Annotated in this window: 21 protein-coding genes; 16 read left to right on the top strand and 5 right to left on the bottom strand. The window is 61.2% G+C overall.

The features are described from left to right. Nucleotides 1-154: 154 nt before the first annotated feature. Nucleotides 155-592: a universal stress protein gene (locus DXC52_RS03225; RefSeq protein ID WP_006235921.1), complete on the bottom strand. Its 438-nt coding sequence runs from the start codon at nucleotides 590-592 to the stop codon at nucleotides 155-157. A 249-nt stretch (nucleotides 593-841) separates the two neighbouring features. Between DXC52_RS03225 and DXC52_RS03220 the strand changes: the two genes are divergently transcribed. Both DXC52_RS03220 and DXC52_RS03215 read left to right on the top strand, forming a co-directional pair. Then, entirely contained in the window at nucleotides 842-1,822 is a 981-nt protein-coding gene (locus DXC52_RS03220) for an undecaprenyl-diphosphate phosphatase (RefSeq protein WP_117746102.1), read from the top strand. Between the two features lie 355 nt (nucleotides 1,823-2,177). Continuing rightward, nucleotides 2,178-5,078: an ATP-dependent helicase gene (locus tag DXC52_RS03215; protein ID WP_117746101.1), complete on the top strand. Its 2,901-nt coding sequence runs from the start codon at nucleotides 2,178-2,180 to the stop codon at nucleotides 5,076-5,078. Between the two features lie 278 nt (nucleotides 5,079-5,356). On the opposite strand, the gene DXC52_RS03210 is transcribed toward DXC52_RS03215, so the two are convergent. Both DXC52_RS03210 and DXC52_RS03205 read right to left on the bottom strand, forming a co-directional pair. Continuing rightward, the gene (locus tag DXC52_RS03210) at nucleotides 5,357-6,289 is read right to left on the bottom strand and encodes a type I phosphomannose isomerase catalytic subunit (protein ID WP_199409428.1); all 933 of its coding nucleotides are present in this window, start codon (nucleotides 6,287-6,289) and stop codon (nucleotides 5,357-5,359) included. Nucleotides 6,290-6,363: 74 nt separating this feature from the next. Then, complete coding sequence (locus tag DXC52_RS03205) at nucleotides 6,364-7,083, bottom strand: GntR family transcriptional regulator (protein ID WP_158554581.1); 720 nt, start codon at nucleotides 7,081-7,083, stop codon at nucleotides 6,364-6,366. Between the two features lie 304 nt (nucleotides 7,084-7,387). Between DXC52_RS03205 and DXC52_RS03200 the strand changes: the two genes are divergently transcribed. From DXC52_RS03200 to nhaA, 7 genes are all read left to right on the top strand, one after another. After that, a complete protein-coding gene (locus tag DXC52_RS03200) occupies nucleotides 7,388-8,788 on the top strand; it encodes a glycoside hydrolase family 1 protein (protein ID WP_117746098.1) in 1,401 nt (466 codons plus the stop codon). A 120-nt stretch (nucleotides 8,789-8,908) separates the two neighbouring features. Continuing rightward, the gene (locus DXC52_RS03195) at nucleotides 8,909-10,252 is read left to right on the top strand and encodes a PTS sugar transporter subunit IIC (protein ID WP_117746097.1); all 1,344 of its coding nucleotides are present in this window, start codon (nucleotides 8,909-8,911) and stop codon (nucleotides 10,250-10,252) included. A 161-nt stretch (nucleotides 10,253-10,413) separates the two neighbouring features. Continuing rightward, nucleotides 10,414-10,716, top strand: coding sequence for a PTS sugar transporter subunit IIB (locus DXC52_RS03190; RefSeq protein WP_035137700.1), 303 nt, complete (start codon nucleotides 10,414-10,416; stop codon nucleotides 10,714-10,716). A gap of 9 nt (nucleotides 10,717-10,725) precedes the next feature. Continuing rightward, nucleotides 10,726-11,058, top strand: a complete 333-nt coding sequence (locus DXC52_RS03185) for a PTS lactose/cellobiose transporter subunit IIA (RefSeq protein WP_197736861.1) — start codon at nucleotides 10,726-10,728, stop codon at nucleotides 11,056-11,058. Between the two features lie 241 nt (nucleotides 11,059-11,299). After that, nucleotides 11,300-12,253, top strand: a complete 954-nt coding sequence (locus DXC52_RS03180; protein WP_233504769.1) for an ROK family protein — start codon at nucleotides 11,300-11,302, stop codon at nucleotides 12,251-12,253. 168 nt (nucleotides 12,254-12,421) lie between these two features. Next, the gene (locus DXC52_RS03175; RefSeq protein WP_117746095.1) at nucleotides 12,422-13,345 is read left to right on the top strand and encodes a manganese-dependent inorganic pyrophosphatase; all 924 of its coding nucleotides are present in this window, start codon (nucleotides 12,422-12,424) and stop codon (nucleotides 13,343-13,345) included. 267 nt (nucleotides 13,346-13,612) lie between these two features. Beyond that, complete coding sequence (gene nhaA, locus DXC52_RS03170; protein ID WP_117746094.1) at nucleotides 13,613-14,971, top strand: Na+/H+ antiporter NhaA; 1,359 nt, start codon at nucleotides 13,613-13,615, stop codon at nucleotides 14,969-14,971. An 85-nt stretch (nucleotides 14,972-15,056) separates the two neighbouring features. Here nhaA and DXC52_RS03165 read toward each other — a convergent pair whose 3' ends face one another. Then, nucleotides 15,057-15,311, bottom strand: a complete 255-nt coding sequence (locus tag DXC52_RS03165; protein ID WP_055285533.1) for a hypothetical protein — start codon at nucleotides 15,309-15,311, stop codon at nucleotides 15,057-15,059. A gap of 149 nt (nucleotides 15,312-15,460) precedes the next feature. On the opposite strand from DXC52_RS03165, the gene DXC52_RS03160 reads away from it, so the two are divergent. The 7 genes from DXC52_RS03160 (at nucleotide 15,461) to DXC52_RS03130 (ending at nucleotide 22,398) form a co-directional block, all read left to right on the top strand. Beyond that, nucleotides 15,461-16,765, top strand: coding sequence for an aminotransferase class I/II-fold pyridoxal phosphate-dependent enzyme (locus DXC52_RS03160; RefSeq protein WP_117746093.1), 1,305 nt, complete (start codon nucleotides 15,461-15,463; stop codon nucleotides 16,763-16,765). Between the two features lie 66 nt (nucleotides 16,766-16,831). Beyond that, the gene (locus DXC52_RS03155) at nucleotides 16,832-17,146 is read left to right on the top strand and encodes an STAS domain-containing protein (RefSeq protein ID WP_117746092.1); all 315 of its coding nucleotides are present in this window, start codon (nucleotides 16,832-16,834) and stop codon (nucleotides 17,144-17,146) included. Nucleotides 17,147-17,299: 153 nt separating this feature from the next. Next, a complete protein-coding gene (locus tag DXC52_RS03150; RefSeq protein ID WP_158554580.1) occupies nucleotides 17,300-17,878 on the top strand; it encodes a twin-arginine translocase TatA/TatE family subunit in 579 nt (192 codons plus the stop codon). Continuing rightward, nucleotides 17,878-18,669 (top strand): twin-arginine translocase subunit TatC, encoded by a 792-nt coding sequence (tatC, locus tag DXC52_RS03145; RefSeq protein ID WP_022093860.1) that lies wholly within the window; start codon nucleotides 17,878-17,880, stop codon nucleotides 18,667-18,669. Before DXC52_RS03150 ends, tatC begins: the two co-directional genes overlap by 1 nt. 6 nt (nucleotides 18,670-18,675) lie before the next feature. Beyond that, a complete protein-coding gene (hypA, locus tag DXC52_RS03140) occupies nucleotides 18,676-19,032 on the top strand; it encodes a hydrogenase maturation nickel metallochaperone HypA (protein WP_022093859.1) in 357 nt (118 codons plus the stop codon). Between the two features lie 54 nt (nucleotides 19,033-19,086). Continuing rightward, nucleotides 19,087-19,770 (top strand): hydrogenase nickel incorporation protein HypB, encoded by a 684-nt coding sequence (gene hypB / locus DXC52_RS03135; RefSeq protein WP_117746090.1) that lies wholly within the window; start codon nucleotides 19,087-19,089, stop codon nucleotides 19,768-19,770. Nucleotides 19,771-19,824: 54 nt separating this feature from the next. Further along, the gene (locus DXC52_RS03130; RefSeq protein WP_117746089.1) at nucleotides 19,825-22,398 is read left to right on the top strand and encodes a DNA topoisomerase I; all 2,574 of its coding nucleotides are present in this window, start codon (nucleotides 19,825-19,827) and stop codon (nucleotides 22,396-22,398) included. A 151-nt stretch (nucleotides 22,399-22,549) separates the two neighbouring features. Here the strand turns inward: DXC52_RS03130 and DXC52_RS03125 are convergent, their stop codons facing one another. Further along, on the bottom strand, nucleotides 22,550-23,536 hold the full coding sequence (locus DXC52_RS03125; protein WP_117746088.1) for a zinc-ribbon domain-containing protein: 987 nt from the start codon (nucleotides 23,534-23,536) through the stop codon (nucleotides 22,550-22,552). Nucleotides 23,537-23,653 lie beyond the last annotated feature (117 nt).

The raw sequence follows: 23,653 nt of genomic DNA, 5'->3' as shown, positions 1-23,653 counted from the left end.
GCCACGCCATTCCTCTATTCAGCCAACTCGTTGAAGCAAGGCTGCGAAGGCCGCGGGGCCGGGAGGGGTTTCCTAAGGGCACATCCCGCAGCCGAAACGCGGCGAGGACGTGCCCGTGGAAACCCCGCAGGCCCCGCGGCCGGTGGGAGCAACGCTACTTTACGACCAAAATGTCGCAGTCCGTATTGCGCAGCAGGAACGTCGAAATCGAACCCAGCAGCGCATACTTGATCGAGGACAGGCCGCGTGCGCCGCAGAGCACCAGGTCGGGCTTGACTACGTCGAGCATCTCGTCCTTGAGCGTCTCGCGAATGCGGCCGGCGCGAATCATGACCTCGACCTCGGGGATGTCGGGATTGGCCTTAGCCTCTTCGAGCTGCTTGGCGATGGAGTTCTTAAATGCCTCCTCTAGGCCGTTGACCAGATCGACCGGATAGGAACCGGCGCTCTCGAGCGCCGTGGAATCGATAACGTGGCCGATTATCAGCTTGGCGCCGTTGTTCGCGGCGACCTTGATGGCGCGTGCGAGCACAAAATCCTGCTGCTCAGTACCGTCGAGTGAAACAAATACCTTGGTGTAGCCCTCGTTCATGGTTTCCTCCTTGGTCTATCGCACGGGCGCGGGGCTCGTGCGTCGGGCGGGCGCGGGCGCGTTGGCCGCCGGACACTTTATCTTGTTGCAGTTATACCCAAGGATTTCGGTTTGACTGCTCGCAATTCTGTGAACGGGCGAGTTTTTTGGTAAGGGTAGGCGCGGTCGCACCGCCAACGGTTGATAATGGGACATCGCCCGCATCGTCCTCAGAACATCTACCGGCGGGTGTCTAACGAGGGGGTCCCTTTGGATATTATCGAGCTTCTAAAATCTGCCTTCATGGGCCTGGTCGAGGGCATCACCGAATGGCTGCCCGTCTCGTCGACCGGTCACATGATCTTGGTGGACGAGTTCGTCAAGATGAACGTGAGCGAGACGTTCTGGAATATGTTCCTGGTCGTGATTCAGCTTGGCGCCATTTTGGCCGTCTGCGTCCTGTTCTTCCATGAGCTCAATCCGTTCTCGCCCAGCAAGGGCAAGGAGGGCCGTCGCGACACCTGGGTACTGTGGGGCAAGATTGTGCTCGGCTGCATTCCCGCTGCGGCGATCGGTCTGCCGCTTAACGACTGGATGGAGGAGCATTTCTACAATGCTCCCGTCGTGGCGCTGGCGCTCATTGTGTACGGCGTGCTGTTTATCGTGATCGAGAACTGGCGCGCGAGCAAGCGCGAGGAAATGGCCGTTGCCGGTTCGTTTGGTTCGCGTGCTGTGGTGTCGGGTGGACGTCCCGCCGGTGCGCACTTTGCGGCGCCCGCCGCGGCTACCGCTGAGGATGAGGACGATGACGAGAATCTGGACTTTGGCTCCATCGCCACGCTCGAGGACCTGAGCTGGAAGACTGCGCTGGGTATCGGCTGCTTCCAGGTGCTTTCGCTGGTGCCTGGTACGTCTCGCTCCGGTTCTACCATCATCGGCGGCCTGCTTTTGGGCTGTACGCGTTCGGTGGCGTCCAAGTTTACGTTCTTCCTGGCCATCCCTGTCATGTTTGGCGCGAGTGCACTCAAGCTGGTCAAATACTTCATCAAGGGCGGCACGTTCGGCGCCAACGAGGTCGCTATCTTGGGCGTGGGCTGCGTTGTGGCCTTTGTGGTTTCGCTCATCGCCATCAAGTGGCTCATGGGCTTCGTCCGCCGTCACGACTTCAAGTGCTTCGGTGTTTACCGCATCATCCTGGGCGTCGTAGTGCTCGCATACTTCTTCGTTCTGGAGCCTATGCTCGGCCTGTAACTTGGTTGACGCCGCGCGGCGGCCAGGGAGACAACTTGTCATTCGAAGGGGGCGGCATGACCAAAAGGTCTATGCCGCCCCCTTTCATGCCAATTTGTTCGCTCTGGCCGCCGCTCGCTACCGTTGCCATGACATCGGTGGCTCCCTGATTGGTGCAAGGGGGACAGGTTACTTTGCAGCAACATGGTGCAGACTAACCTGACCCCATTGCACCAAATCCGCTGGGGCAGGCCTGACAGTGGCGCACGGAGTCGTGGTGTGATTTGCGTCGGTGTCCGCGCGGCTCGGTATACTGGTACGGCTCAAACTATGGCGCCGCCCGCAGGCGCGCCGTCCGTCAGATGAGGAGTCGCCCATGACCCAGCCCTTGCCCTGGGAAAAGAACGCCGCGGTATCCGTGCCGCCCGCGCCGGAACCCGTGCCGCTCGATGCATATGCCGTCCCTGCTGCGCCGGAGCCCGAGCTCGTCCCGCTCGACATCTACGACGCTCCCGCGCCGGCACCCAAGCCCGCCAAGCCGCTCGTCGACATCGACAGCCTTAATTCCGCTCAGCGCGAGGCAGTTCTGACCACCGAGGGCCCGTTGCTGGTGCTTGCCGGCGCCGGCTCGGGCAAGACCCGCGTCTTGACCTTTCGCATCGCACATATGCTCGGCGACCTGGGTGTTAAGCCCTGGCAGATCCTTGCCATCACGTTTACCAACAAGGCCGCGGCCGAGATGCGCGAGCGTCTGGCGGCACTCATCCCCAGCGGTACCCGCGGCATGTGGGTGTGCACCTTCCATGCTATGTGCGTGCGCATGCTGCGCGAGGACGCTGACCTGCTGGGCTACACCGGTCAGTTCACCATCTACGATGACGACGATTCCAAGCGCATGGTGCGCGATATTATGCAGGCGCTCGGTATCGAGCAAAAGCAGTTCCCCATCAACATGATCCGCAGCAAGATTAGCTCGGCTAAAAACGCCATGATCGGGCCCGAGGACATGCTCAAATCCGCCGACAGCCCTAATGACAAAAAGGCCGCGCAGGTCTACCTGGAGCTGGAGCGCCGCCTGCGCGCCGCCAACGCGATGGACTTCGACGACCTGCTCGTGCGCACGCTCGAGCTGCTGCGCACCCGTCCCGAGGTGCTCGACAAGTACCAGGAGCGCTTCCGCTACATTAGCGTCGACGAGTACCAGGACACCAACCACGTCCAGTACGAGATCGCCAACCTGCTGGCCGCCAAGTACCAAAACCTCATGGTCGTGGGCGATGACGATCAGTCCATTTATAGCTGGCGTGGCGCCGACATCACCAATATCCTGGACTTTGAGAAGGACTTTAAAAACTGCAAGACCGTTAAGCTGGAGCAGAACTACCGCTCTACGGGTCATATCCTGAGCGCCGCCAACGCCGTGGTGCGCCACAACTCGCAGCGCAAGGACAAGCGTCTGTTTACGGCCGAGGGCGATGGCGAGAAGATCCAGGCTTTCCAGGCGAGCGATGAGCGCGATGAGGGCCGCTGGATTGCCGGCGAGATCGAAAAACTGCATGCCAAAGGCACGAGTTACGACGACATCGCCGTGTTCTACCGCACCAACGCTCAGTCGCGTATTCTCGAAGATATGTTCCTGCGCGCAGGCGTGCCCTACAAGATCGTGGGCGGCACGCGATTCTTCGACCGTGCCGAGATCCGCGACGTCATGGCCTACCTCAAGATGATCGTGAACCCGGCAGACGATATGAGCGTCAAGCGCGTTATCAACACGCCGCGCCGCGGCATCGGCTCCACCTCGATCCAAAAGATTGAGCAGCTGGCGCGCGACAACCGTTGCTCGTTCTTCCAAGCCTGCGAGATCGCAACAGCCGAGACGGGCATGTTTAGCGCCAAGGTGCGCAACGGCCTGTCGAGCTTTGTGGCGCTGGTGCGCGAGGGTCGCCGCATGGACGGCGAGCTCAAGGACGTCGTCGAGATGATCGTCGATAAGACGGGCCTGCTGCAGGCTTTCCGCGCCGAGGGCACCATGGAGTCCGAGAGCCGCGCCGAGAACATCCAGGAATTCCTGGGCGTCGCCGCCGAATTTGAGGAGACGCACGAGGATATCGAAGGTACGCTCGAGAGCTTGGAAGAGCTGCGCGCTGCCGGTGTTGCCGATGTGCCTGCTAGCGCTGAGCCCGAGCCTGTCGTGGTGAGCGCGCCTGCGCCCGAACCGGGGCCATCTGCCCCGGTATCCTCGTTTGAGGCGCTCGTTGGCGCGCGTGACGCCGCGGGCTCCAATCCGCTCGATAGTTTGGCCGCTCCGGCGCTGTCTCCGCAGGATGCCCTGGCCGCCGCCATCGCGGGCAACGCCTATGCCGCGCCGACAGAGCTGCCGGCGGGTGCCGTACATGCCGACGAGATCGAGCGCACCTACGGCCCGCTCACCTGCAAGGCGCTGCCTGCACTCATGGAGTGGCTGGCTCTGCGCTCCGACTTGGATTCCCTGGCCGGCGAGACGCATGCCATTACCATGATGACCATCCACTCCGCCAAGGGCCTGGAGTTCCCGGCGGTGTTCGTGGCCGGCATGGAGGAGGGTATCTTCCCGCACGTGCACGACTTTGGCGGTAGTGACGATCCGGGCAAGCTCGAGGAGGAGCGTCGCTTGGCCTACGTCGCCATCACGCGTGCTCGCAAGCGCCTGTTCCTGACCTATGCGGCCACGCGTCGCACCTACGGCTCGACCTCTGCCAACCCGCGCTCGCGCTTCCTCAACGAGATTCCGTTTGAGGATATCGAGTTTAGCGGCATCGGTTCTGCCGGTTTTGAGGGCACGGGCTGGGAGAAGCGCGGCGACCGTCACGGCACCTTTGGCTCGGGCGTGGGTTCGGATATGTATGGCGGCAAGGTGTTCGGTTCGCATACGCGCTCGACCGGCGGTTCCGGTTCGCGCGGTGGATCGAGTTTTGACGATTTCTTTGGCGGCAGCAGCTACGGGACCGAGCGCCATCGTGGGGTCTCGCCCGACGCCGGCCGTGTTGCCTCGACCTTTGGCTCGGGCGCGCCGCGCGTCAAAAAGCCGTCGTCCAAGGTGTCCCCGACGGTGGAGCGCAAGGTCGATCGTGCCAGCGCATCGCAGGACTTTGCCGCGGGTGATACCGTGAGCCACAAGACCTTTGGCACGGGTACCGTGATCTCGGTCGTCGGAGACATGATCGAGGTTCAATTCGAAAAGACCGGCCAGACCAAAAAGCTTATGAAGGGCTTTGCTCCGATCGTCAAGCTGTCGTGATCCCGGCGGACCTGGGCGGGCGTATGGGGCAACATCGCCTGCTCGGGCAGTCCTGCTCGCACGGAGAGCACATTAAGTGCTCTCCGGCTCGTGCGGAACTCGCGATCGATGTTGCCCCATACGCCCGTCCAGGTCCTTAGATAACGTTGCTTGCGAACGTCGCTCTGCTCGTCCGCTTTTTTGATCTGGAGAGCCGGGTGGGCTGATATATATGGACAAGGGGCTCCCCCGTTGGTGGACGGGGGAGCCCCTTGTTGCGTTTGGGTTGTTGGTGCGATCTACAGATGCGAGACGATCAGTTCCATCTTGCCTTCGAGGTCGATGGAGCTGACGGTGTTCGGGGCCAGCAGGTGGCTTCCCTTGTGGACGGGGTCGCCGCAGACGGTGCCTTCGCCGTCGATGACCGACAGACACATGAAGGGCCAGCGCTGGTCGAGGGTCTTGCTGCCGTCGACACGCACGCGATCGACGGTGTAGCAGGAGTTAGACTCGAGCTCGGTCACGCCATCGACCTCGGGTGCGGTTACCGTGCCGTCGGTCGGAGCCTGAGCATCAAAGTCGATGCAATCGAGGCTCTGCTCAATGTGCAGTGGGCGCAGCTTGCCGTCGGTGCCGGGGCGGTCGTAGTCGTACAGACGATACGTCACGTCGCTCGACTGCTGCGTCTCCAAAATGAGCGTGCCGGTCTTGATGGCATGCACGGTACCGGAATCAATCTGGAAAAAGTCGCCCTTGTGGATCGGCAGCACGTTGAGCATGTCGTCCCAACGGCCTTCCTCGATCATCTGTGCGGCCTCGACGCGGTCCTTGGCGCGCTGGCCGACAATGATCGTGGCACCGGGCTCGCAGTCCAGCACATACCAGCACTCGGTTTTGCCCAAGCTGCCGTTCTCGTGCTTGGCGGCGTACTCGTCGTTGGGGTGAATCTGGATCGAAAGGTCGTCCTTGGCGTCCAGAATCTTGATGAGCAGCGGGAACTCCTTGCCTTCACAGTTGCCAAAGAGCTCGCGGTGCTCGGCCCACAGCCACGACAGCGTGTGGCCGGCGTACGGGCCCTCAGCGATCTGGCAGTCGCCGTTGGGGTGGGCCGAGATGGCCCAGCACTCACCGATGGGACCATCGGGAATGTCGTAACCAAATACGGTTTCGAGCTGGCGGCCGCCCCAGATCTTCTCGTGAAAGATCGGCGTCAGCTTAATCAAATCGGACATGTTTATACCCCCATTGTGTTGTGCGGGCGCTGCACAAAACAGCTCAAAGCGAGCGCCCGGATGACTACAAAAACCTATGCCAACGTTACGTTGTGCAACTCAAAGCGGTCGCCAACGTTGCGCGAGACCGAATACTCAAAGGCGGCGCCGCTGTCCAAAAAGCCAATCTGGGTGAGCTCGAGCAGGGGAGAGCCAGGTTTGGTGTCCAGGCGATTGGCTTCTTCCTCGGTTGCTGCCACGGCGCGAATGGTACGGTGGAAGCTCGAAATTTTCAGCCCGCATTGCTCGCGGATGAAATGGTAGACCGATCCGTACAGGTCCTTCTTTTTAAGGCCTGGAATCAGCTCGAGGGGCATGTAGGTGTACTCGATAACGATGGGCTTCCCATCGGCCTGACGCACGCGCACGACGTGATAGGCAAAGTCATCCTCGGCAATTCCCAGCTGGGCTGCGATGTCCGCTGGTGGATTAACAATCGAGAAATCGTAGACCACCGAGGTCACCTTTTCCCCGCGGTGCTCATACGAAAAGCCCTGGGCACGGTCGTTTTTGCCCTGGAAAAACGCCTGGCCGGGAAGTCCCGCCGTGTCCTTAACGTAGGTACCCGATCCGCGCCGGCTGGTAATAAGACCTTCCTCGGTGATTTGCTCGATAGCTCGTTTGACGGTGATTTTGGAAACGCTATAGAGCTCACAGAACTCAACGACGGTGGGAAGCTTGTCGCCCGGTTTAAGAGCGCCATCCTCGATACTTCGACGAATATCTGCAGCTATCGCCTCGTATTTGGGAATCATGGAACCTCCTTTCCGACATATATGAATACAAAAAGTAAGTATAACCCTCAACAGGGCATCCATATTACTTTTATCTAAGAAGTTCGAGAAAGAAAAAAGAAAAAGACGCTTTACTTTTAAAATTAGAGCGCTATAGTTTAAGCAACGAACGGAATCCTTCCGCACAACAGGATCGACCGTTTGGGGACGGTTTTGTTTTGGCGGGTTGGATATCGGTATGGCCGGTGCGCGCCCGCGCCGGATAACCTGCCAAAGCAAACCCGTCTCCAACCGGAAGCTCTGGAACACGAAAGCGAGGACTTTGATGGCACAGTATCAGCTGCCCAACGACTTCTTCTTTGGCGCTGCTATGTCCGGCCCGCAGACTGAGGGTCAGTGGAACCAGGGCGGCAAGCTCGAGAACCTGTGGGACACCTGGTCCATCCAGGATCTGGGTTCGTTCTACAACCGCGTTGGCTCTTACGCCGGCAATGACTTTATGGCCAAGTACCAGGAAGACCTTCGCATTTTGAAGGACTTGGGTCTGGATACCTATCGCACTTCCATCCAGTGGAGCCGTCTGCTCGATGCCGACGGCAACCTCAACGAGGAAGGTGCCGCGTGGTATCACGAGTTGTTCCGCGCCTCTCGCGAAGCCGGCTTGGAGCCGTTTGTCAACTTGTACCACTTTGACATGCCCACCTACCTCTTTAACCGTGGCGGCTGGGAGAGCCGTGAGGTTGTCGAGGCTTACGCACATTACGCCGACGTCGCCTTCCACGAGTTTGGCCAGGAGATTAAGTACTGGTTCACCTTTAACGAGCCCATCGTCGAGCCCGAGCAGCGCTATCAGGAGGGCGTGTGGTTCCCGCAGCTCCACGACTTCAACCGCGCCCGCACCGTGCAGTATCACATCTCGCTGGCGCACGCGCTGGCCGTGGCCAACTATCGTCGCGCCTATGACGAGGGCGCTATTCGCGCCGATGCCAAGATCGGCATGATCAACTGCTTTACCCCGGTCTACACCAAGGAGAACCCCAGCGAGGCGGACCTCGAGGCCGTGCGCATGACCAGCGGCATCAACAACCGCTGGTGGCTCGACCTCATCACCAAGGGCGAGCTTCCTGCCGACGTGCTCGACAGCCTGGCCGAGGGCGGCGTTAAGCTCCCGTTCCGCGCCGGCGACCAAGAGATCCTCAAGCAGGGTGTTGTCGACTGGCTCGGCTGCAACTACTACCACCCCACGCGTGTTCAGGCGCCGGCGAGCAAGGTCGACCAGTACGGCCTGCCGCACTTTGCCGACGAGTACGTATGGCCCGACGCCGTTATGAACGAGAGCCGCGGCTGGGAGATCTACCCGCAGGGCCTCTACGACTTTGGCATGGACTGCGCTAAGAACTACCCCGATCTTGAGTGGTTCGTTTCCGAGAACGGCATCGGCATCATGGACGAATACAAGAACCGTGACGCCGAAGGAACCATCCAGGATGACTACCGCGTCGACTTTGTACGTCAGCACCTGGAGTGGGTGGCCAAGGCCATCGACGAGGGCGCCAAGTGCCGGGGCTATCACTACTGGGCCGTCATCGATAACTGGTCTTGGGCCAATGCCTTTAAGAATCGCTATGGCTTTGTCGAGGTCGATCTGATGGATGGCTATAAGCGCCGTCTTAAGAAGTCGGCGGCCTGGCTCAAACAGGTCGCCACGACCCACGTGGTTGATTAGCGACCGGACGAACGTCCAGACCGCGCGCCGCCGCGCGCAACACATGGCACATCTGGTGGCAGAGGGCGACAGACCACCGTGCGCATAGGAAAAGGCCGGATTTGAAAGTTAGGAGCAATCATGGCCAGTGACAACGGAAAGAGCTTCCTCGACAAGTTTGCCGAGGTCTCTGCGAAGGTGGGAAACCAGGTTCACCTGCGTTCCCTGCGTGACGCCTTCGCGACCATCACGCCGCTCTATATCCTTGCGGGTATCGCGGTTCTTATTAACAACGTCGTGTTCCCTCTGTTCCCGCTCGATGCGGCGGGCCTTGCCAACCTTCAGACGTGGGGTTCGGCGATTACGCTGGGCACCCTCAACGTCTCTGCCATTATCTTGGCCGGATTGATTGGCTACAGCCTCGCTAAGAACAAGCGCTTCGATAACCCGCTCGCTTGCGTGGTCGTCGCCATCTCTGCCTTCGTCATCATGATGCCGCAGCAGATCACCGCCTCGCTTGCCGCCACGAGCCCACTGCTCACCGACAAGATCACCTCCGCCGAGGTCACGGGCGCCCTTTCGACTGCCAACACCGGCACCAACGGTCTGTTCTCGGCTATTATCATCGCCCTGCTTTCCGTCTCGCTCTTCATCAAGATTTCTGGCGTCGAGAGGCTCAAGGTTAAGCTGGGCGAGGGCGTGCCTCCCGCGGTCTCCAACTCCTTCAACGTCATGATCCCGATGCTGCTTAACCTCGCGATCTTCGCTCTTGCTGCAGCCCTGCTCGCCGTGTGCGCCGGCACCGATCTGTGCACCATCATCTCCACGTGCATCTCCAACCCGCTCAAGAGCATCATGAACGCCGGTCCGTGGGCTGTTATCCTCATCTACACCCTTGCTAACCTGCTGTTCTGCGTCGGTATTCACCAGTCCACCATCTCTGGCGCTACCGTCGAGCCGATCCTGACCATGCTCATCGTCGACAACATGGCTACCTTTGCCGCCGGTGGCACCATCCAGCCCGATCACTACATGAACATGCAGATCGTTAACAGCTTCGCCCTCATCGGCGGCTCGGGCTGCACCCTCATGCTCCTGCTCGACACGCTCCTGTTCTCCAAGAACAAGGCTTCCGAGACCGTTTCCAAGATGGCTATCCTGCCTGGTCTGTTCAACATCAACGAGCCGGTTATCTACGGTTACCCCATCGTGTACAACCTGCCGCTCATGATCCCGTTCGTTCTTCTTCCCGATCTGTTCATCGGCATCACCTATGGCCTTACCTGCGCAGGCATCATCAGCCCCTGCATCGCCCAGGTGCCCTGGACCATGCCTCCCGTCATCAATGCCCTGCTCGCTACGGGCTTTGACTGGCGCGCCGGCGTGTGGCAGGCTATCGAGATTGTCATTGGCATGGCCGTCTACCTGCCCTTTATGAAGATTTCCGAGAAGGCAATCGCCAAGCAGGAGGCTCTCGCCGAGTAGAACGCCTAACGTTCGTCCCTTTCACCTTTGCGGGCGCCGGTACGCGGTGCCGGTGCCCGCAGCTCTCTCCCTTGTGTAAAGATGCAGGGGGGTGGGCACAATAGCCGCAAGGAATAAAACCAGTTGTCGTCTGCGCGCCGCGCAGTTATAAGGAGGAAACCATGAAGAAGATCATGCTCTGCTGCAATGCCGGTATGTCCACGAGCCTGCTGGTCCAGAAGATGCAGGCCGAGGTTGCAAACCGTGGTCTGGATATTGAGGTCGAGGCTCGTCCCATGAACGAGGCCCACGATCACCTGGACGAGTGCGACATGTTGCTGCTTGGTCCGCAGATCGGCTACACCAAGGGCGATTTTGAGAAGGAGGCCGCCGGCCGCTTCCCGGTCGAGGTTATCAACATGGTCGACTACGGCCGCATGAACGCTGCCGGCATCATCGACCACTGCGTCAGCGTGATGGGCTAGGTGCTCTGCATGGAGGATATGAACGAACTGCAGATGACCTGCTTTGAGATCATCAGCTACGTCGGTACCGCCAAGAGCATGTACATCAATGCCGTGCAAAAGGCCAAGGAGGGCGATTTTGACGCCGCCGAGGAGCTTATCAAGCAGGGCGACGAGGCCTATAACGGTGGCCACGATGTTCACATGGGGCTTCTGAAGAAGGAGGCCAACGGCGAGCGTAACGGCGAGGCCCCGTTGATTTTGCTGCATGCCGAGGACCAGATGGCCGGCACCGAGACCATGCGCGTCATGGCGACGGAGCTCATCGAGGTTCACAAGCAGCTGCAGGCACTTCAGGCCTAGTCGGCGTTATCGCCGCGACGGACCGTGCGGTCCAACAGACAACATAGTCCCTTTGACGGGTGCCGGGAGCCTCCGCCTCCCGGCGCCTTTATTTTTGGGGATGGTCTTGCGCGGCCTGTTGGGCAGCCAATTGCGTTACCCCAGATAAAACCTGCCAAAACAAACCTGTCCCTTTTTGGTAGGTTTTTGCCTTGGGAGCGGTACCATACAGGCAATGTTTAAACGAGAAAGGCGGGCTCCCATGGAACCTAAGCAGTATTACATCGGCATCGACGTCGGCGGCACCTCGGTCAAGGAGGGTCTGTTCGATGAGGACGGAAACCTGCTTGCCAAGGCCAGCGTGCCCACGCCTCCCATCGTTGACGCTGCGGGCTTTGCCGCGGTGACCGAGGCTATCGACCAGGTGGTCGCCAAGGCCCAGATTCCGCGTGCCTTTGTGTCGGGCATTGGCCTGGCCGTTCCGTGCCCCATCCCGGCATCGGGCGATGCCAAGGTCAAGGCGAACATCGCCATCAACCTGCCCGAGCTCAAGATCGCGATCCAGGAGCACTGCCCCGACGCGGTCGTTAAGTACGAGAACGACGCCAACGCTGCTGCTATGGGCGAGGCCTGGCTCGGCTCTGCCAAGGGCGTACAGAACGTGGTGATGGTCACCATTGGTACCGGCGTGGGCGGCGGCGTTATCGTTAACGGCGACGTGGTATCGGGCGTTGTGGGTGCTGGCGGCGAGATTGGCCACATGTGCCTGAACCCGGCCGAGGAGCGCACCTGCGGCTGCGGCGGCCATGGCCACCTGGAGCAGTATTCCAGCGCCACCGGCGTGGTGAGCAACTACCTTGCCGAGTGCGAGAAGGCGGGCATCGAGCCCATCGAGCTGACCGGCCCCTCCGATTCCAAGGACGTGTTCCAGGCCTGCCGCGAGGGCGACAAGCTCGCGCTGGCCGCGGCCGATACCATGGCCGACTATCTCGGCCGCGCACTGGCGCTTATTGCCAACGTGGTTGATCCCGAGATGTTCCTCATCGGCGGCGGCGCCTCCGCCTCGGCCGATGTCTACCTCGACAAGGTTCGCGAGCACTTTAAGCAGTACGCGCTCTCTGCCTCGCGCGAGACGCCCATTAAGGTCGCTTCGCTCGGAAACGACGCCGGCATCATCGGTGCTGCCTACGTAGCCCTGCGCGCTGCCGGTAAATAGCTGGTGCAAGGGGGACAGGTTACATTGCACCAACATGGTGCAAAAGGGACAGCCTTGGCCCCCGTGCCTGCGCCCCAAAATATGCCGTGGCCCTTCCGTCTGCGAAGGCTCGGCATCGGCGTGCTACCATAGCTACGTCCAAGTACACATATCAAGTGGAGGATATCCATGGCAAACGTTCTTGTCTTTGGTCACCAGAACCCCGATAACGACGCCATCATGAGCGCCGTCGTCCTGTCCCAGCTGCTCAACCAGGTTGAGTATGCCGGCAACACCTACGAGGCCTGCGCCCTTGGTCAGCTTCCGGCGGAGTCCGCCAAGCTGCTCGCCGACGCCGGCATTGCCGAGCCCCGCGTGATTGAGTCCGTCGAGGCCGGTCAGCTCGTCGTCCTCACCGACCACAACGAGTCCGCCCAGTCCGTCGCCGGCCTTAAGGACGCCACGGTCTTTGGCGTCGTCGATCATCACCGCATCGGCGATTTCGAGACCGCCGGCCCGTTGCACTACATCTGCCTGCCCTGGGGTTCCAGCTGCACCATCGTCACCAAGCTCGCCGACGTGCTCGGCGTTGAGCTTTCCGACGTCCAGGCCAAGCTGCTGCTCTCGGCCATGATGACCGACACGCTCATGCTCAAGAGCCCCACCACCACCGATGTCGACCGCGCCGTCGCCGCCAAGCTCGGCGAGCAGGTGGGCGTCGACCCGGTCAAGTTTGGCATGGAGGTCTTCCTTACCCGCCCGTCCGGCTCCTTCACCGCTGCCGAGATGGTCGGCAACGACATCAAGATGTTCGAGCCCGCCGGCAAGAAGCTGCTCATCGGCCAGTACGAGACCGTCGACAAGACCCGCGCACTCGGCATGATCGACGAGATTCGCGAGGCCATGCGCGCCTACGCCGCCGAGAAGGGTGCTGACGGCATTGTCCTGTGCATCACCGACATCATGGAGGAGGGCTCGCAGGTCCTGCTCGAGGGCGAGACCGAGGCTGCTCAGAAGGGCCTGGGCATTGCCGACGAGCACGACGGCGTCTGGATGCCGGGCGTCCTCTCCCGTAAGAAGCAGGTCGCTGCCCCCATCATGGCCGCCTGCTAGGTTTAGTCGACCAAACGCCACGACCGGATCGCGGAAGCCCCGTGCTCCGGTCGTTTTTTGTGCACGGCGCCGCGTCGTCTCTTGGATAGGCGTGCCCGTGCCGTTGAGCAAATAATGTTCAACCTGTGGTTCCGCTTTTCGGCCACGCTTGCGCGCTTGTCGTGCAGGGTAGGCTAGATGCAAGCGTAATACGTTAGAGCGCGGCGCCGCCACTTGGGCGGGCCGTGCTTTTTTAAGACGGGAGCTTTCCCGTGAAAGGAGCCGCCCATGGCAGCACCCGAGCAGCTGTTCAACGTCCGTGAGCGCAAGCGTTTTGAGCGCCATGACATTTGGGAGCGCATCGCCGAGAACGGCACGATTTCCGCCGCCGTCATGGTCTTCGCCGCCATCGCCGCCGTCATTTGCGCCAATACCGATGCCTACGAGGCCATCCATCACTTTTTGGAGACCCCGCTGTATGTGGGTCTGGGCAACCTTACGGCCGGTCTCACCGTTGAGCTATTCGTCAACGACTTCCTCATGACGATTTTCTTTTTGTTGGTGGGCATTGAGCTTAAGTACGAGATGACAGTTGGCGAGCTCAAGAACCCGCGCCAGGCTATGCTTCCCATGCTGGCGGCCGTGGGCGGCGTCGTCGTTCCCGCCTGCATCTACCTGATCTTTAACCATGCCGGCGCGCACAACGGCTGGGCCATTCCCATGGCAACCGATATTGCCTTTGCGCTGGGCGTGCTGTCGCTTTTGGGCAACCGCGTGCCCAACGGCGTGCGCGTGTTCTTCTCGACGCTCGCCATCGCCGACGACCTCATCTCCATCGCCGCCATCGCCATCTTCTACGGTCAGAGCCCCAATCCGTTTTGGTTGGGCGCCGCCGCGCTTGTGACCTGTGCGCTCGTGTGGCTCAACAAGACGCAGCATTACCGCCTTGCCCCGTATTCGGTACTGGGCCTGCTGTTGTGGTTCTGCATGTTCAAGAGCGGCGTGCACGCTACGCTTGCTGGCGTCATCCTGGCCTTCACCATCCCGGCCAAGTGCGGTGTTAAGCTTGATAGCCTCACCGATTGGCTGGGCGAGTGCTTGCCGCTGCTCGATGACCGCTACGACGACGAGGCGCACATCCTGGGCCAGCATGACTTTACCGTCTCGACCACCAAAGTCGAGCGCGTCATGCACCGCGTGACCCCGCCGCTCATCCGCATGGAGCGCCTGATCTCCACGCCGGTCAACTTTGTGATCCTGCCGATCTTCGCGTTCGTCAACGCACAGGTTCGCCTGGTGGGCGTGGACATGAGCACGCTACTCACCGACCCGGTGACGCTCGGCGTGTACTTTGGCATGCTGCTGGGCAAGCCGATCGGCATCTTTGGCATGACGTTTGCCTTGGTCAAGCTCAAGGCCTGCGAGCTGCCGCACAACGTTAACTGGCACATGATTGCCGGTGTGGGCATTCTGGGCGGTATCGGCTTTACCATGTCGATTCTCATCAGCGGCCTCGCCTTCCCGACGGCCCAGTTTGAGGTTCTGGCTGCCAAGGCCGCCATCCTTGCCGGTTCGGTCACCGCTGCCGTGCTCGGCATGATTTACATGAGCGTGGTCTGCAAACACCCCGCGCCCAAGGGCGAGTAAAAGCACATACAAGTTTGAAAACGCCGCCTGTGAACACCATCACAGGCGGCGTTTTAGTCATTCGAGACGTTCTTAATGACTAGGTTTATTCTACGGTGCCGTAGATGGCGCCCCAGCCGTGGGCGGCCAAGGCGGAGTTGAGCTGGTCGCAAAGCGATTGGCGGTCGTAGTAGCCGGGCGGCAAAAGGTTCACGATTTCCATGAGATCGGGCGCCAGGTCCAAGATTTCGGCCTGTACGATCAGATCCAGGCGGTCGATGGCGTGGCGGTCGTAAAACAGTCCGTCGACCAGGCGCTGAAGGTCGCCGAATTCCTCGGCCTGGAACGATCCGTACTCCATAGTGCCTCCTTGGGCGCTTCATGCCGGCATGCGCGGCGATTCGTAATTCATTGCGATGGACTTAATCTATCACGGCTTCATAACGTTGCGACGGTGGCGGTCTATACTTAGAAGAATTGCAACGTCCCGCTTCGCGAAAGGTCGCACACATGCAGACGATCTACCAGAAGATGGAAACCACCGAACTCGATGCCGCCATCGAGGCACTCAAAGCCGAGGTCGCCGAGGTCAAGGCCAAGGGCCTGGCGCTCGACATGGCCCGCGGCAAGCCGTCGCCCTCCCAGGTGGACATCTCTCGACCCATGCTCGATATCCTCAATGCCGACGCCGATTTGCACGACGGCAACGTCGACTGCTCCAATTACGGCTGTTTTGAGGGCATTCCCTCGGCACGCAAGTTGGCAGGGGAGTTCCTGGGCTGCCCCGCCGAGCAGACGCTCGTGCTGGGTTCGTCGAGCTTGCTGATCGAGCACGATATCGCCGGTATGTTCTGGCGTTGCGGCTCATGTGGTAGCGACCCTTGGGAGGCTTACGAGGCCGCGCACGACGGCAAGAAGGTCAAGTTCCTGTGCCCGGTTCCCGGCTACGACCGCCACTTTGGCATCACCGCCGATCTGGGTATCGAGAACGTCCCCGTCGCGATGACCGACAACGGCCCCGACATGGACGAGGTCGAGCGCCTCGTCGCCGCCGACGATTCCATCAAGGGCATCTGGTGCGTGCCCAAGTATTCCAACCCCACGGGTATCACCTTTAGCGAGGACACCGTGCGCCGCCTGGTCGAGATGCACACGGCCGCGCCCGATTTCCGCATCTTCTGGGACAACGCCTACTGCGTGCACGACCTGTACGACGAGACCGACGAGCTCGCCAACATCTTTGACCTCGCTCGCGCGGCGGGCACCGAGGACCGCGTGGTGGCCTTTGCCTCGACGTCCAAGATCACCTTCCCGGGCGCCGGCATCGGCTTTATCGGTGCGAGCCCCGCGGTCATCGCCGAGTTCTCCAAGCGCCTGAAGGCCGGCCTCATCAGCGCCGACAAGCTCAACCAGCTGCGTCACGTGCGTTTCCTTCCCACCATCGAGGCGGTCAAGGAGCACATGAAAAAGCATGCCGAGTTCCTGCGTCCGCGCTTTGAGGCCGTCGAGCGCAAGCTCACCGAGGGCTTGGGCGACACGGGCTGCGCCACCTGGACTCACCCCCGCGGCGGCTACTTTGTGAGCTTTGATGGTCCCGAGGGCTCTGCCCAGAAGGTCGCCGCGCTCTGCGCCGACCTGGGCGTCAAGCTCACGCCGGCTGGTGCCACCTGGCCTTATGGCAAGGATCCGCGCGATACCAACATCCGCATCGCGCCGAGCTATCCCACGGTCGAGGACCTGGAGGCCGCGCTCGATGTGCTGGTGCTGGCCGTCAAGCTCGTCGCTGCCGAGCTTGCGCGTGCCGAGCGCGCCTAACGCGTAGGGCCCCGCAAGTCCGCGCCCAGTACTATCCGCACTTTCGATACGTAAAGGAGCGTATACATGGATTTGGGTATTTCCACCAACCCCACGCCAGAGCTCTACACCATTAAGGTGGCCGGCGAGATCGATATCTCTAACGCCGATAGCCTGCGCAATGCCATCGACCTGGCGCTCGAGCAGCCCACTGAGGCCGTTGAGCTCGATTTTGCCCAGGTGAGCTACATCGATTCGACGGGCATTGGCGTGCTCGTGGGCGCCGCGCACCACGCGGTCGACCACGGCAAGCGCTTTAGCTGCACCAATGTGCAGCCTCCGGTGATGCGCGTGGTTCAGCTGTTGGGTGTCGACCAGGAGATTTCGATCACCGCTGCATAATCTTTGCCCCCAAAAGGGCGTGCCGTTTGGCATATGTTTGTGATGCGCTCGGACGTTTTGGCGTCCGGGCGCTATACTTGACCGAATGAATAGACGAGTTCCGGCCGAATGGCGCGGTGCGGGCTCGACTCACATCGAGCCTTGGAGGTATGTGTGTTTGGTATTGGAGAGGGTGAGCTCGCGATCATCGTGGTCTTCGGCTTTTTGCTGTTTGGCCCGGATAAGCTCCCACAGATGGGCCGCACGATCGGCCGTGCCATCCGTCAGTTCCGCGAGACGCAGGAAAAGATGACGGCCGTTGTTCAGTCCGAGATAATCGATCCGGTGAGCGAGGCCGCGTCGGCCCCGGTCAAGCCCAAGAAGACTGCCGTCGATGACGATTCCGATGCAGACGAGGATGCCGTCGAGACGGCTGCGCCCGCAAAGAAGGAGACCTTTGCCGAGCGCCGTGCCCGCCTTGCCGCCGAGAAGGCCGCGAGCGAGGCTGCCGCCGAGGGCGAGGGTGCTGCTGATGAGGCCGAGCCCGCCAAGGCCGAGCCTGCCGCTGCCACCGTCGATCCCGAACCTGCTGCAGAGCCGGAGCCCGAGCCCGAGCCGGCAGAGCCCACGACGGCCGATCTCTACGCCCGTCGTCCCCGCAAGCGCAAGGCCGTCGTCGACCAGCTCGCTCGCGAGCTCGAGGCCGAGGACGACGCTGCCGCCGCCGACGCCTCGAAGGGAGGCGATGAGTAATGCCTATCGGACCTGCGCGTATGCCGCTCTTCGATCACCTGGGAGAACTCCGTCGCCGCCTGACCATCGTGGTCGTGTCGGTGTTTGCCGCCGCTATCGTGCTGTATTTCGCCACGCCTGTTGTGCTCGACATCCTGGAAGATCCCATCCGCTCCTTTGTGCCGGACGGTAAGTTCTACATCACTACCACGCTCGGCGGCTTTGGCTTGCGCTTCTCGCTGGCCATCAAGATGGCCGTGGTCATGTGCACGCCCATGATCATCTGGCAGATTCTGGCGTTTTTCCTGCCGGCGCTTCGACCCAACGAGCGCAAGTGGGTCGTGCCCACGGTGCTCGCCTCGACGGTGCTGTTCTTCCTGGGTGCCATCTTCTGCTACTTCATCATCATTCCTGCGGGCTTTGAGTGGCTCATCGGCGAGACCTCGGCCGTCGCTACGGCACTGCCCGATCTGGAGAACTACGTCAACATGGAGCTGCTCTTTATGATCGGCTTTGGCGTGGCGTTTGAGCTGCCGCTCATCATCTTCTATCTGTCCGTCTTCCACATCGTGTCCTACGCTGCTTTCCGCGGTGCCTGGCGTTATGTATACGTTGGCCTGCTCGTGGGTTCGGCTGTGATCACGCCCGACGGCTCGCCCGTTACGCTGGGTCTCATGTATGGCGCCCTGCTCTCGCTCTACGAGATTTCGCTCGCCATCGCCCGTGTGGTCATTACCGCGCGCGAGGGCAAGGAGGGCCTGTTTGTGAGTCGTCTGGACCTGTTCTCGGACGATGAGGACGACGAGGAGTAAATCGGTATGCACGAGGTTGGCATTGTCAACGGCATACTCGATACAGTGATTCGCGCGGCGCGTGGGGCGGGGGCCTCGCGCGCCGTTTTGGTAACGCTGCGTATCGGGGATATGACCGAGGTCGTGCGCGAGGCGCTCGACTTTGCCTGGGAGACGTTTCGCGACGAGGACCCGCTCACGCGCGGCTGCGAGCTTGCCGTGGAGGAGGTCCATCCACAAAGCGAGTGCCTGGACTGCGGCGAGGTCTTTGATCACGACCGTTTCCATTGTCGCTGTCCCCAGTGTGGCGGCGCCAACGTGCGTCTGCTGCACGGCCGCGAACTCGACATCGCAAGTATCGAGATCGAGACCCCCGACGATTAGCCCGCCAGCAACCTGGGGACGGGGTATAAATGGTAGAAGTAAGGAGCGCCGAGTATGGCCGAGAAAACGATTGATATCGCATCGCCAATTCTGTCGCGCAATGAGCGCCTGGCAGATCAGCTGCGACAGCGATTTAAAGAGACAGGCACCTATGTGATCAATGTGCTGTCGAGCCCTGGCTCGGGCAAGACCACTACGATTCTGGGCACCAACGAGCGCCTGCGCGACAAGGCCGGCTTGCGCTGCGCCGTCATCGAGGGCGATATCGCCTCGGACGTCGACGCCATCACCATGAAGGAAGCCGGCATGCCCGCCATCCAAATCAACACGGGCGGCCTGTGCCACCTCGAGGGCAACATGATCATGGAGGCCGTTGACGCCTTCGACCAGGCTGTGGGTCTGGAAAACATCGACGTCATCTTTATCGAAAACGTGGGTAACCTGGTCTGCCCAGTCGACTTTGACCTGGGCGAGAACCTGTCCATCATGATCCTCTCGGTGCCCGAGGGCGACGACAAGCCTATCAAGTACCCGGGCATCTTCCAGCACGCCGGCGCACAGCTGCTCAACAAGGTCGACGTGGCTCCGGCTTTCGATTTTGACATGGGTAGGTATACTAAGACACTCGATGACCTCAATCCGCAGGCGCCGCGGTTTGCCGTGAGCGCGCGCAAGGGTGAGGGCATGGATGCCTGGTGCGATTGGCTCATCGGGCAAATCGAGCAAGCAAGGGCGTAAGTCGGCCGCCATACGGGCGGGCGTAGCCGCAGAGACACGAGATAGGAGCCTCTTTTGAAGCTCATCATCGCCGAGAAAAACGACGCCGCGCGTCAGATCGCCGAGCGTCTGTCCACGGGCAAACCCAAAAAGGACAAGGTGTACAACACCGCCATCTACCGTTTTGAGTGGAAGGGCGAGGAGTGCGTGACGATCGGCCTTGCCGGTCACATCCTTGCGCCTGATTTTTGCGACAGCGTGCTGTTCGATAAAAAGCTGGGCTGGTATTCGGTTACTGAGGATGGCGAGATGCTGCCGGCCGACATGCCCGATGGCCTGGCTCGTCCGCCCTACGACACCAAGCGCAAGCCGTTTCTTGCCGACGGTATCTCCATCAAGGGCTGGAAGCTCGAGAGCCTGCCGTATCTCACCTGGGCACCCGTCATTAAGCTACCGGCCGAGAAAGAGCTCATTCGTTCGCTCAAGAACCTTGCCAAGAAGTCCGACAGCGTCATCATCGCCACGGACTTCGATCGCGAGGGTGAGCTGATCGGCTCGGACGCCCTCAACAAGGTGCGCGAGGTCGCGCCGGACTTGCCGGTCGCCCGCGCCCAGTATTCTTCGTTTACCAAGGCCGAGATTACGCAGGCCTTCGATAACCTTGTCTCGCTCGACCAGAATCTGGCCGACGCCGGCGAGAGCCGCCAGCACATCGACCTCATTTGGGGTGCGGTGCTGACGCGCTACCTGACGCTCGCCAAGTTTGGCGGCTTTGGTAACGTGCGCTCTGCCGGCCGCGTGCAGACGCCGACACTCGCTCTGGTGGTCGAGCGCGAGCGCGAGCGCATGGCGTTTGTGCCCGAGGACTATTGGCAGATTCGCGGCATGGGTGCCGCTCAGGGTGCTGCCGAGGACGACCGCTTTAAGATCGCGCACAAGACGGCGCGTTTTACCGACAAAGATGCTGCCGAGACGGCGTACGGTCACGTCGACGGCGTCGCGACGGCAACCGTCGCCGCGGTGACCAAGCGCTCGCGCAAGCAGCAGCCGCCCACGCCGTTTGCGACCACCTCGCTGCAGGCCGCCGCCGCTGCCGAGGGCATCTCGCCTGCGCGTACCATGCGCATCGCCGAGTCCCTCTACATGGCCGGTCTCATCAGCTACCCGCGTGTCGACAATACCGTGTACCCCGCGACGCTCGATCTGGGCGCCGTGGTGAGCGACCTGGCAAAGATCAACCCGGCGCTGGCGCCCGTGTGCAAAAAGGTGCTCGCCGGCCCCATGAAGCCCACGCGTGGCAAGGTCGAGACCACCGACCACCCGCCCATCTACCCCACGGGCGAAGGCGATCCGTCCACGCTCGATGGCGGCCAGCGCAAGCTCTACGACCTCATCGCCCGCCGCTTCCTAGCGACGCTTATGGGTCCCGCGACCATCGAGAACACCAAGCTCGAGCTTGACGTGAACGGCGAGCCGTTCGTGGCTTCGGGCGACGTGCTTGTGACCCCGGGCTTCCGCGAGGCGTATCCGTACGGACTCAAGCGCGACGAGCAGATGCCGCCGCTGGAGCAGGGCGACACGGTCGACGTGTTCGACATTAAGCTCGAGGCCAAGCAGACCGAGCCGCCCGCGCGCTACAGCCAGGGCAAGCTCGTGCAGGAGATGGAGAAGCGCGGCCTGGGTACCAAGTCCACGCGCGCGAGCATCATCGAGCGCCTGTACGCCGTGCGCTACCTCAAAAACGATCCCGTGGAGCCGAGCCAGCTGGGCATCGCCATCATCGACGCGCTGACGCAGTTTGCCCCGCGCATCACGAGCCCCGATATGACCAGCGAGCTCGACGGCGACATGACTCGCGTCGAGCGCGGCGAGGACACCGAAGAGCATGTCGTCACGCACTCGCGCGCGCTGCTGGCCGGCGTGCTCGACGAACTGCTTAAGCATACGCAGGAGCTGGGCGACGCTATCAGCGACGCCGTCACGGCCGATGCGCGCGTGGGCGCCTGCCCCAAGTGCGGCAAGGATCTGGTTATGAAGACGAGCGCCAAGACCCGCGGCAGCTTCATCGGCTGCATGGGCTGGCCCGACTGCGACGTGACCTATCCGGTGCCGAGCGGCGTCAAGGTGAGCCCGCTCGAGGGCGAGGCCGCCGTGTGCCCCGAATGCGGTGCGCCGCGCATTAAGTGCCAACCGTTCCGCCAGAAGGCCTTCGAGATTTGCGTGAACCCCACGTGCCCCACCAACTACGAGCCTGACCTTAAGGTGGGCGAGTGCAAGGTGTGCGCCGAGGCCGGACGCCATGGCGACCTGATCGCGCACAAGAGCGAGAAGAGCGGCAAGCGCTTTATCCGCTGCACCAACTACGATGACTGCGGCGTGAGCTATCCTCTGCCGGCGCGCGGTAAGCTCGAGGCGACGGGTGAGACCTGCCCCGAGTGCGGCGCCCCCATCGTGGTGGTCAACACGGCGCGCGGCCCGTGGCGCATCTGCGTGAACATGGACTGCCCGACCAAGGAGAAGAAGCCCGCCCGCGGCCGCAAGACCACGACCAAGGCGAGCACGGCCAAGAAGACGACGGCGGCAAAGAAGACTGCCGCCAAGAAGGCTGCCGCAAAAAAGACGACCACCAAGAAGGCCGCCGACAAGTAACCGAGCACATATAGACGCGGCGGGGCCGGGCGCGCAAATGCAAATGCGCGCCCGGCCCCACTTCTAAGTTGCGGTGAAATAGGGACTGTTTTTGCTGGCAAAAGGCCTAATTAATCCCTATTTCACCGCAAGTTTTGATCAGTTGTTGGGATTACTTCACCTCGACAGGCTTGGCGCCGGGATAGCGCTCCTCAAAGTCTAGGCGGTACTTATTGTCATTGGTGCCCGCCACGTTGTCGCGCGACAGCGGCGCCACGATCTCATTCTTGTGGTCCGCAGGCTTGGCGTATTTCAGGCTGATCTCCCAGGCATCACAGATTGCGTCAATGCGGTGATCCAGGTCGTCGTACAGGGCGATGATGTCCTTCCAGGAGCTGTAGTTCTTGGAGCTCGTCGGGACGTCTAGGTCCTCGACGATGTCGTAATACTGCTCGATGGTGTTCTCCGTGCGCTCGGCGACGTCGGCGAGATTTTGACGGGTGGTTCGATCCTCTTCCAGATAGCTGCCGTTGAAGTTCTGCGCGCAGCCACGGACGTAGTTGTCGAGGTCTTCGAGCAAGTCGTAGTATTCGCTTAGTCGGCGGTAGAGATTCTGCTCGGAGAGCGTTGCTTCGCCGCCATCCTCGTCGTCGTCATCGTCATCATCGTCGTACAGGCTGTTGGGATCGCCGAGAGGCTTTAGGTCATCGTCGTCGACGTCATGGTGCAGCTTAGCTACCTCGGCGGTCGTCTGCGTGGCGGCGTTGTCGAAAGGCTTGATCACAAAGAAAACGACCAGGGCGATGATGATCGCCACCAGCACAACGATAACGGCGATAAGCGGCCCGGTGCCGCTCTTTTTGGGAGCGGGGGTCTGTGGTGAAGCGGGCGCGTATGCGGGAGCCGGCTGCTGTTGGGGCGAGCCACTCGCGACGGGTACGCGCTGCGTAGTCTCGACGGTCGCGGGGCCTGCGGCGGGGTCGGGGCGATAGGCGAGGGGGTCGTCCGCCTTGGCTTGCGGCGTATCGAGGGAACCGGTCTGCTCAAAAGCGGGCTGGCTATCGCTCGCGGTTGTTTGCTCAACGGGTGCACCGCACGAGGTGCAGAACTTGGCATCATCTGCAAGAAGCTTGCCGCACGAGGCGCAATACCGAGACATTGCCACTCCTTTCGCCACATTTCAATGCAATACGACGATTATACCCAGCGTCCAAAATTCCCCATCATAAGTTGCGGTGAAATAGGGACTGTTTGGCGGCCTCAGAGCTTCAATCAG

The organism is Collinsella sp. TF05-9AC, assembly GCF_003438495.1.
Classification (GTDB): Bacteria; Actinomycetota; Coriobacteriia; order Coriobacteriales; family Coriobacteriaceae; genus Collinsella.
Note: the sequence above shows the minus strand (reverse complement) of the source record. Positions and strands in the feature narration are given on the sequence as shown.

Bases quoted from the DNA above. Each gene is read 5' to 3' on its own strand.
- DXC52_RS03155 (WP_117746092.1), top strand. From the start codon at position 16,832: ATGGATTTGGGTATTTCCACCAACCCCACGCCAGAGCTCTACACCATT.
- DXC52_RS03190 (WP_035137700.1), top strand. From the start codon at position 10,414: ATGAAGAAGATCATGCTCTGCTGCAATGCCGGTATGTCCACGAGCCTG.
- hypB (WP_117746090.1), top strand. From the start codon at position 19,087: ATGGCCGAGAAAACGATTGATATCGCATCGCCAATTCTGTCGCGCAAT.
- DXC52_RS03200 (WP_117746098.1), top strand. From the start codon at position 7,388: ATGGCACAGTATCAGCTGCCCAACGACTTCTTCTTTGGCGCTGCTATG.
- DXC52_RS03195 (WP_117746097.1), top strand. From the start codon at position 8,909: ATGGCCAGTGACAACGGAAAGAGCTTCCTCGACAAGTTTGCCGAGGTC.
- DXC52_RS03165 (WP_055285533.1), bottom strand. From the start codon at position 15,311: ATGGAGTACGGATCGTTCCAGGCCGAGGAATTCGGCGACCTTCAGCGC.
- DXC52_RS03125 (WP_117746088.1), bottom strand. From the start codon at position 23,536: ATGTCTCGGTATTGCGCCTCGTGCGGCAAGCTTCTTGCAGATGATGCC.
- DXC52_RS03225 (WP_006235921.1), bottom strand. From the start codon at position 592: ATGAACGAGGGCTACACCAAGGTATTTGTTTCACTCGACGGTACTGAG.
- DXC52_RS03215 (WP_117746101.1), top strand. From the start codon at position 2,178: ATGACCCAGCCCTTGCCCTGGGAAAAGAACGCCGCGGTATCCGTGCCG.
- nhaA (WP_117746094.1), top strand. From the start codon at position 13,613: ATGGCAGCACCCGAGCAGCTGTTCAACGTCCGTGAGCGCAAGCGTTTT.
- DXC52_RS03180 (WP_233504769.1), top strand. From the start codon at position 11,300: ATGGAACCTAAGCAGTATTACATCGGCATCGACGTCGGCGGCACCTCG.
- DXC52_RS03160 (WP_117746093.1), top strand. From the start codon at position 15,461: ATGCAGACGATCTACCAGAAGATGGAAACCACCGAACTCGATGCCGCC.
- tatC (WP_022093860.1), top strand. From the start codon at position 17,878: ATGCCTATCGGACCTGCGCGTATGCCGCTCTTCGATCACCTGGGAGAA.
- DXC52_RS03175 (WP_117746095.1), top strand. From the start codon at position 12,422: ATGGCAAACGTTCTTGTCTTTGGTCACCAGAACCCCGATAACGACGCC.
- DXC52_RS03210 (WP_199409428.1), bottom strand. From the start codon at position 6,289: ATGTCCGATTTGATTAAGCTGACGCCGATCTTTCACGAGAAGATCTGG.
- DXC52_RS03205 (WP_158554581.1), bottom strand. From the start codon at position 7,083: ATGATTCCCAAATACGAGGCGATAGCTGCAGATATTCGTCGAAGTATC.
- DXC52_RS03185 (WP_197736861.1), top strand. From the start codon at position 10,726: ATGGAGGATATGAACGAACTGCAGATGACCTGCTTTGAGATCATCAGC.
- hypA (WP_022093859.1), top strand. From the start codon at position 18,676: ATGCACGAGGTTGGCATTGTCAACGGCATACTCGATACAGTGATTCGC.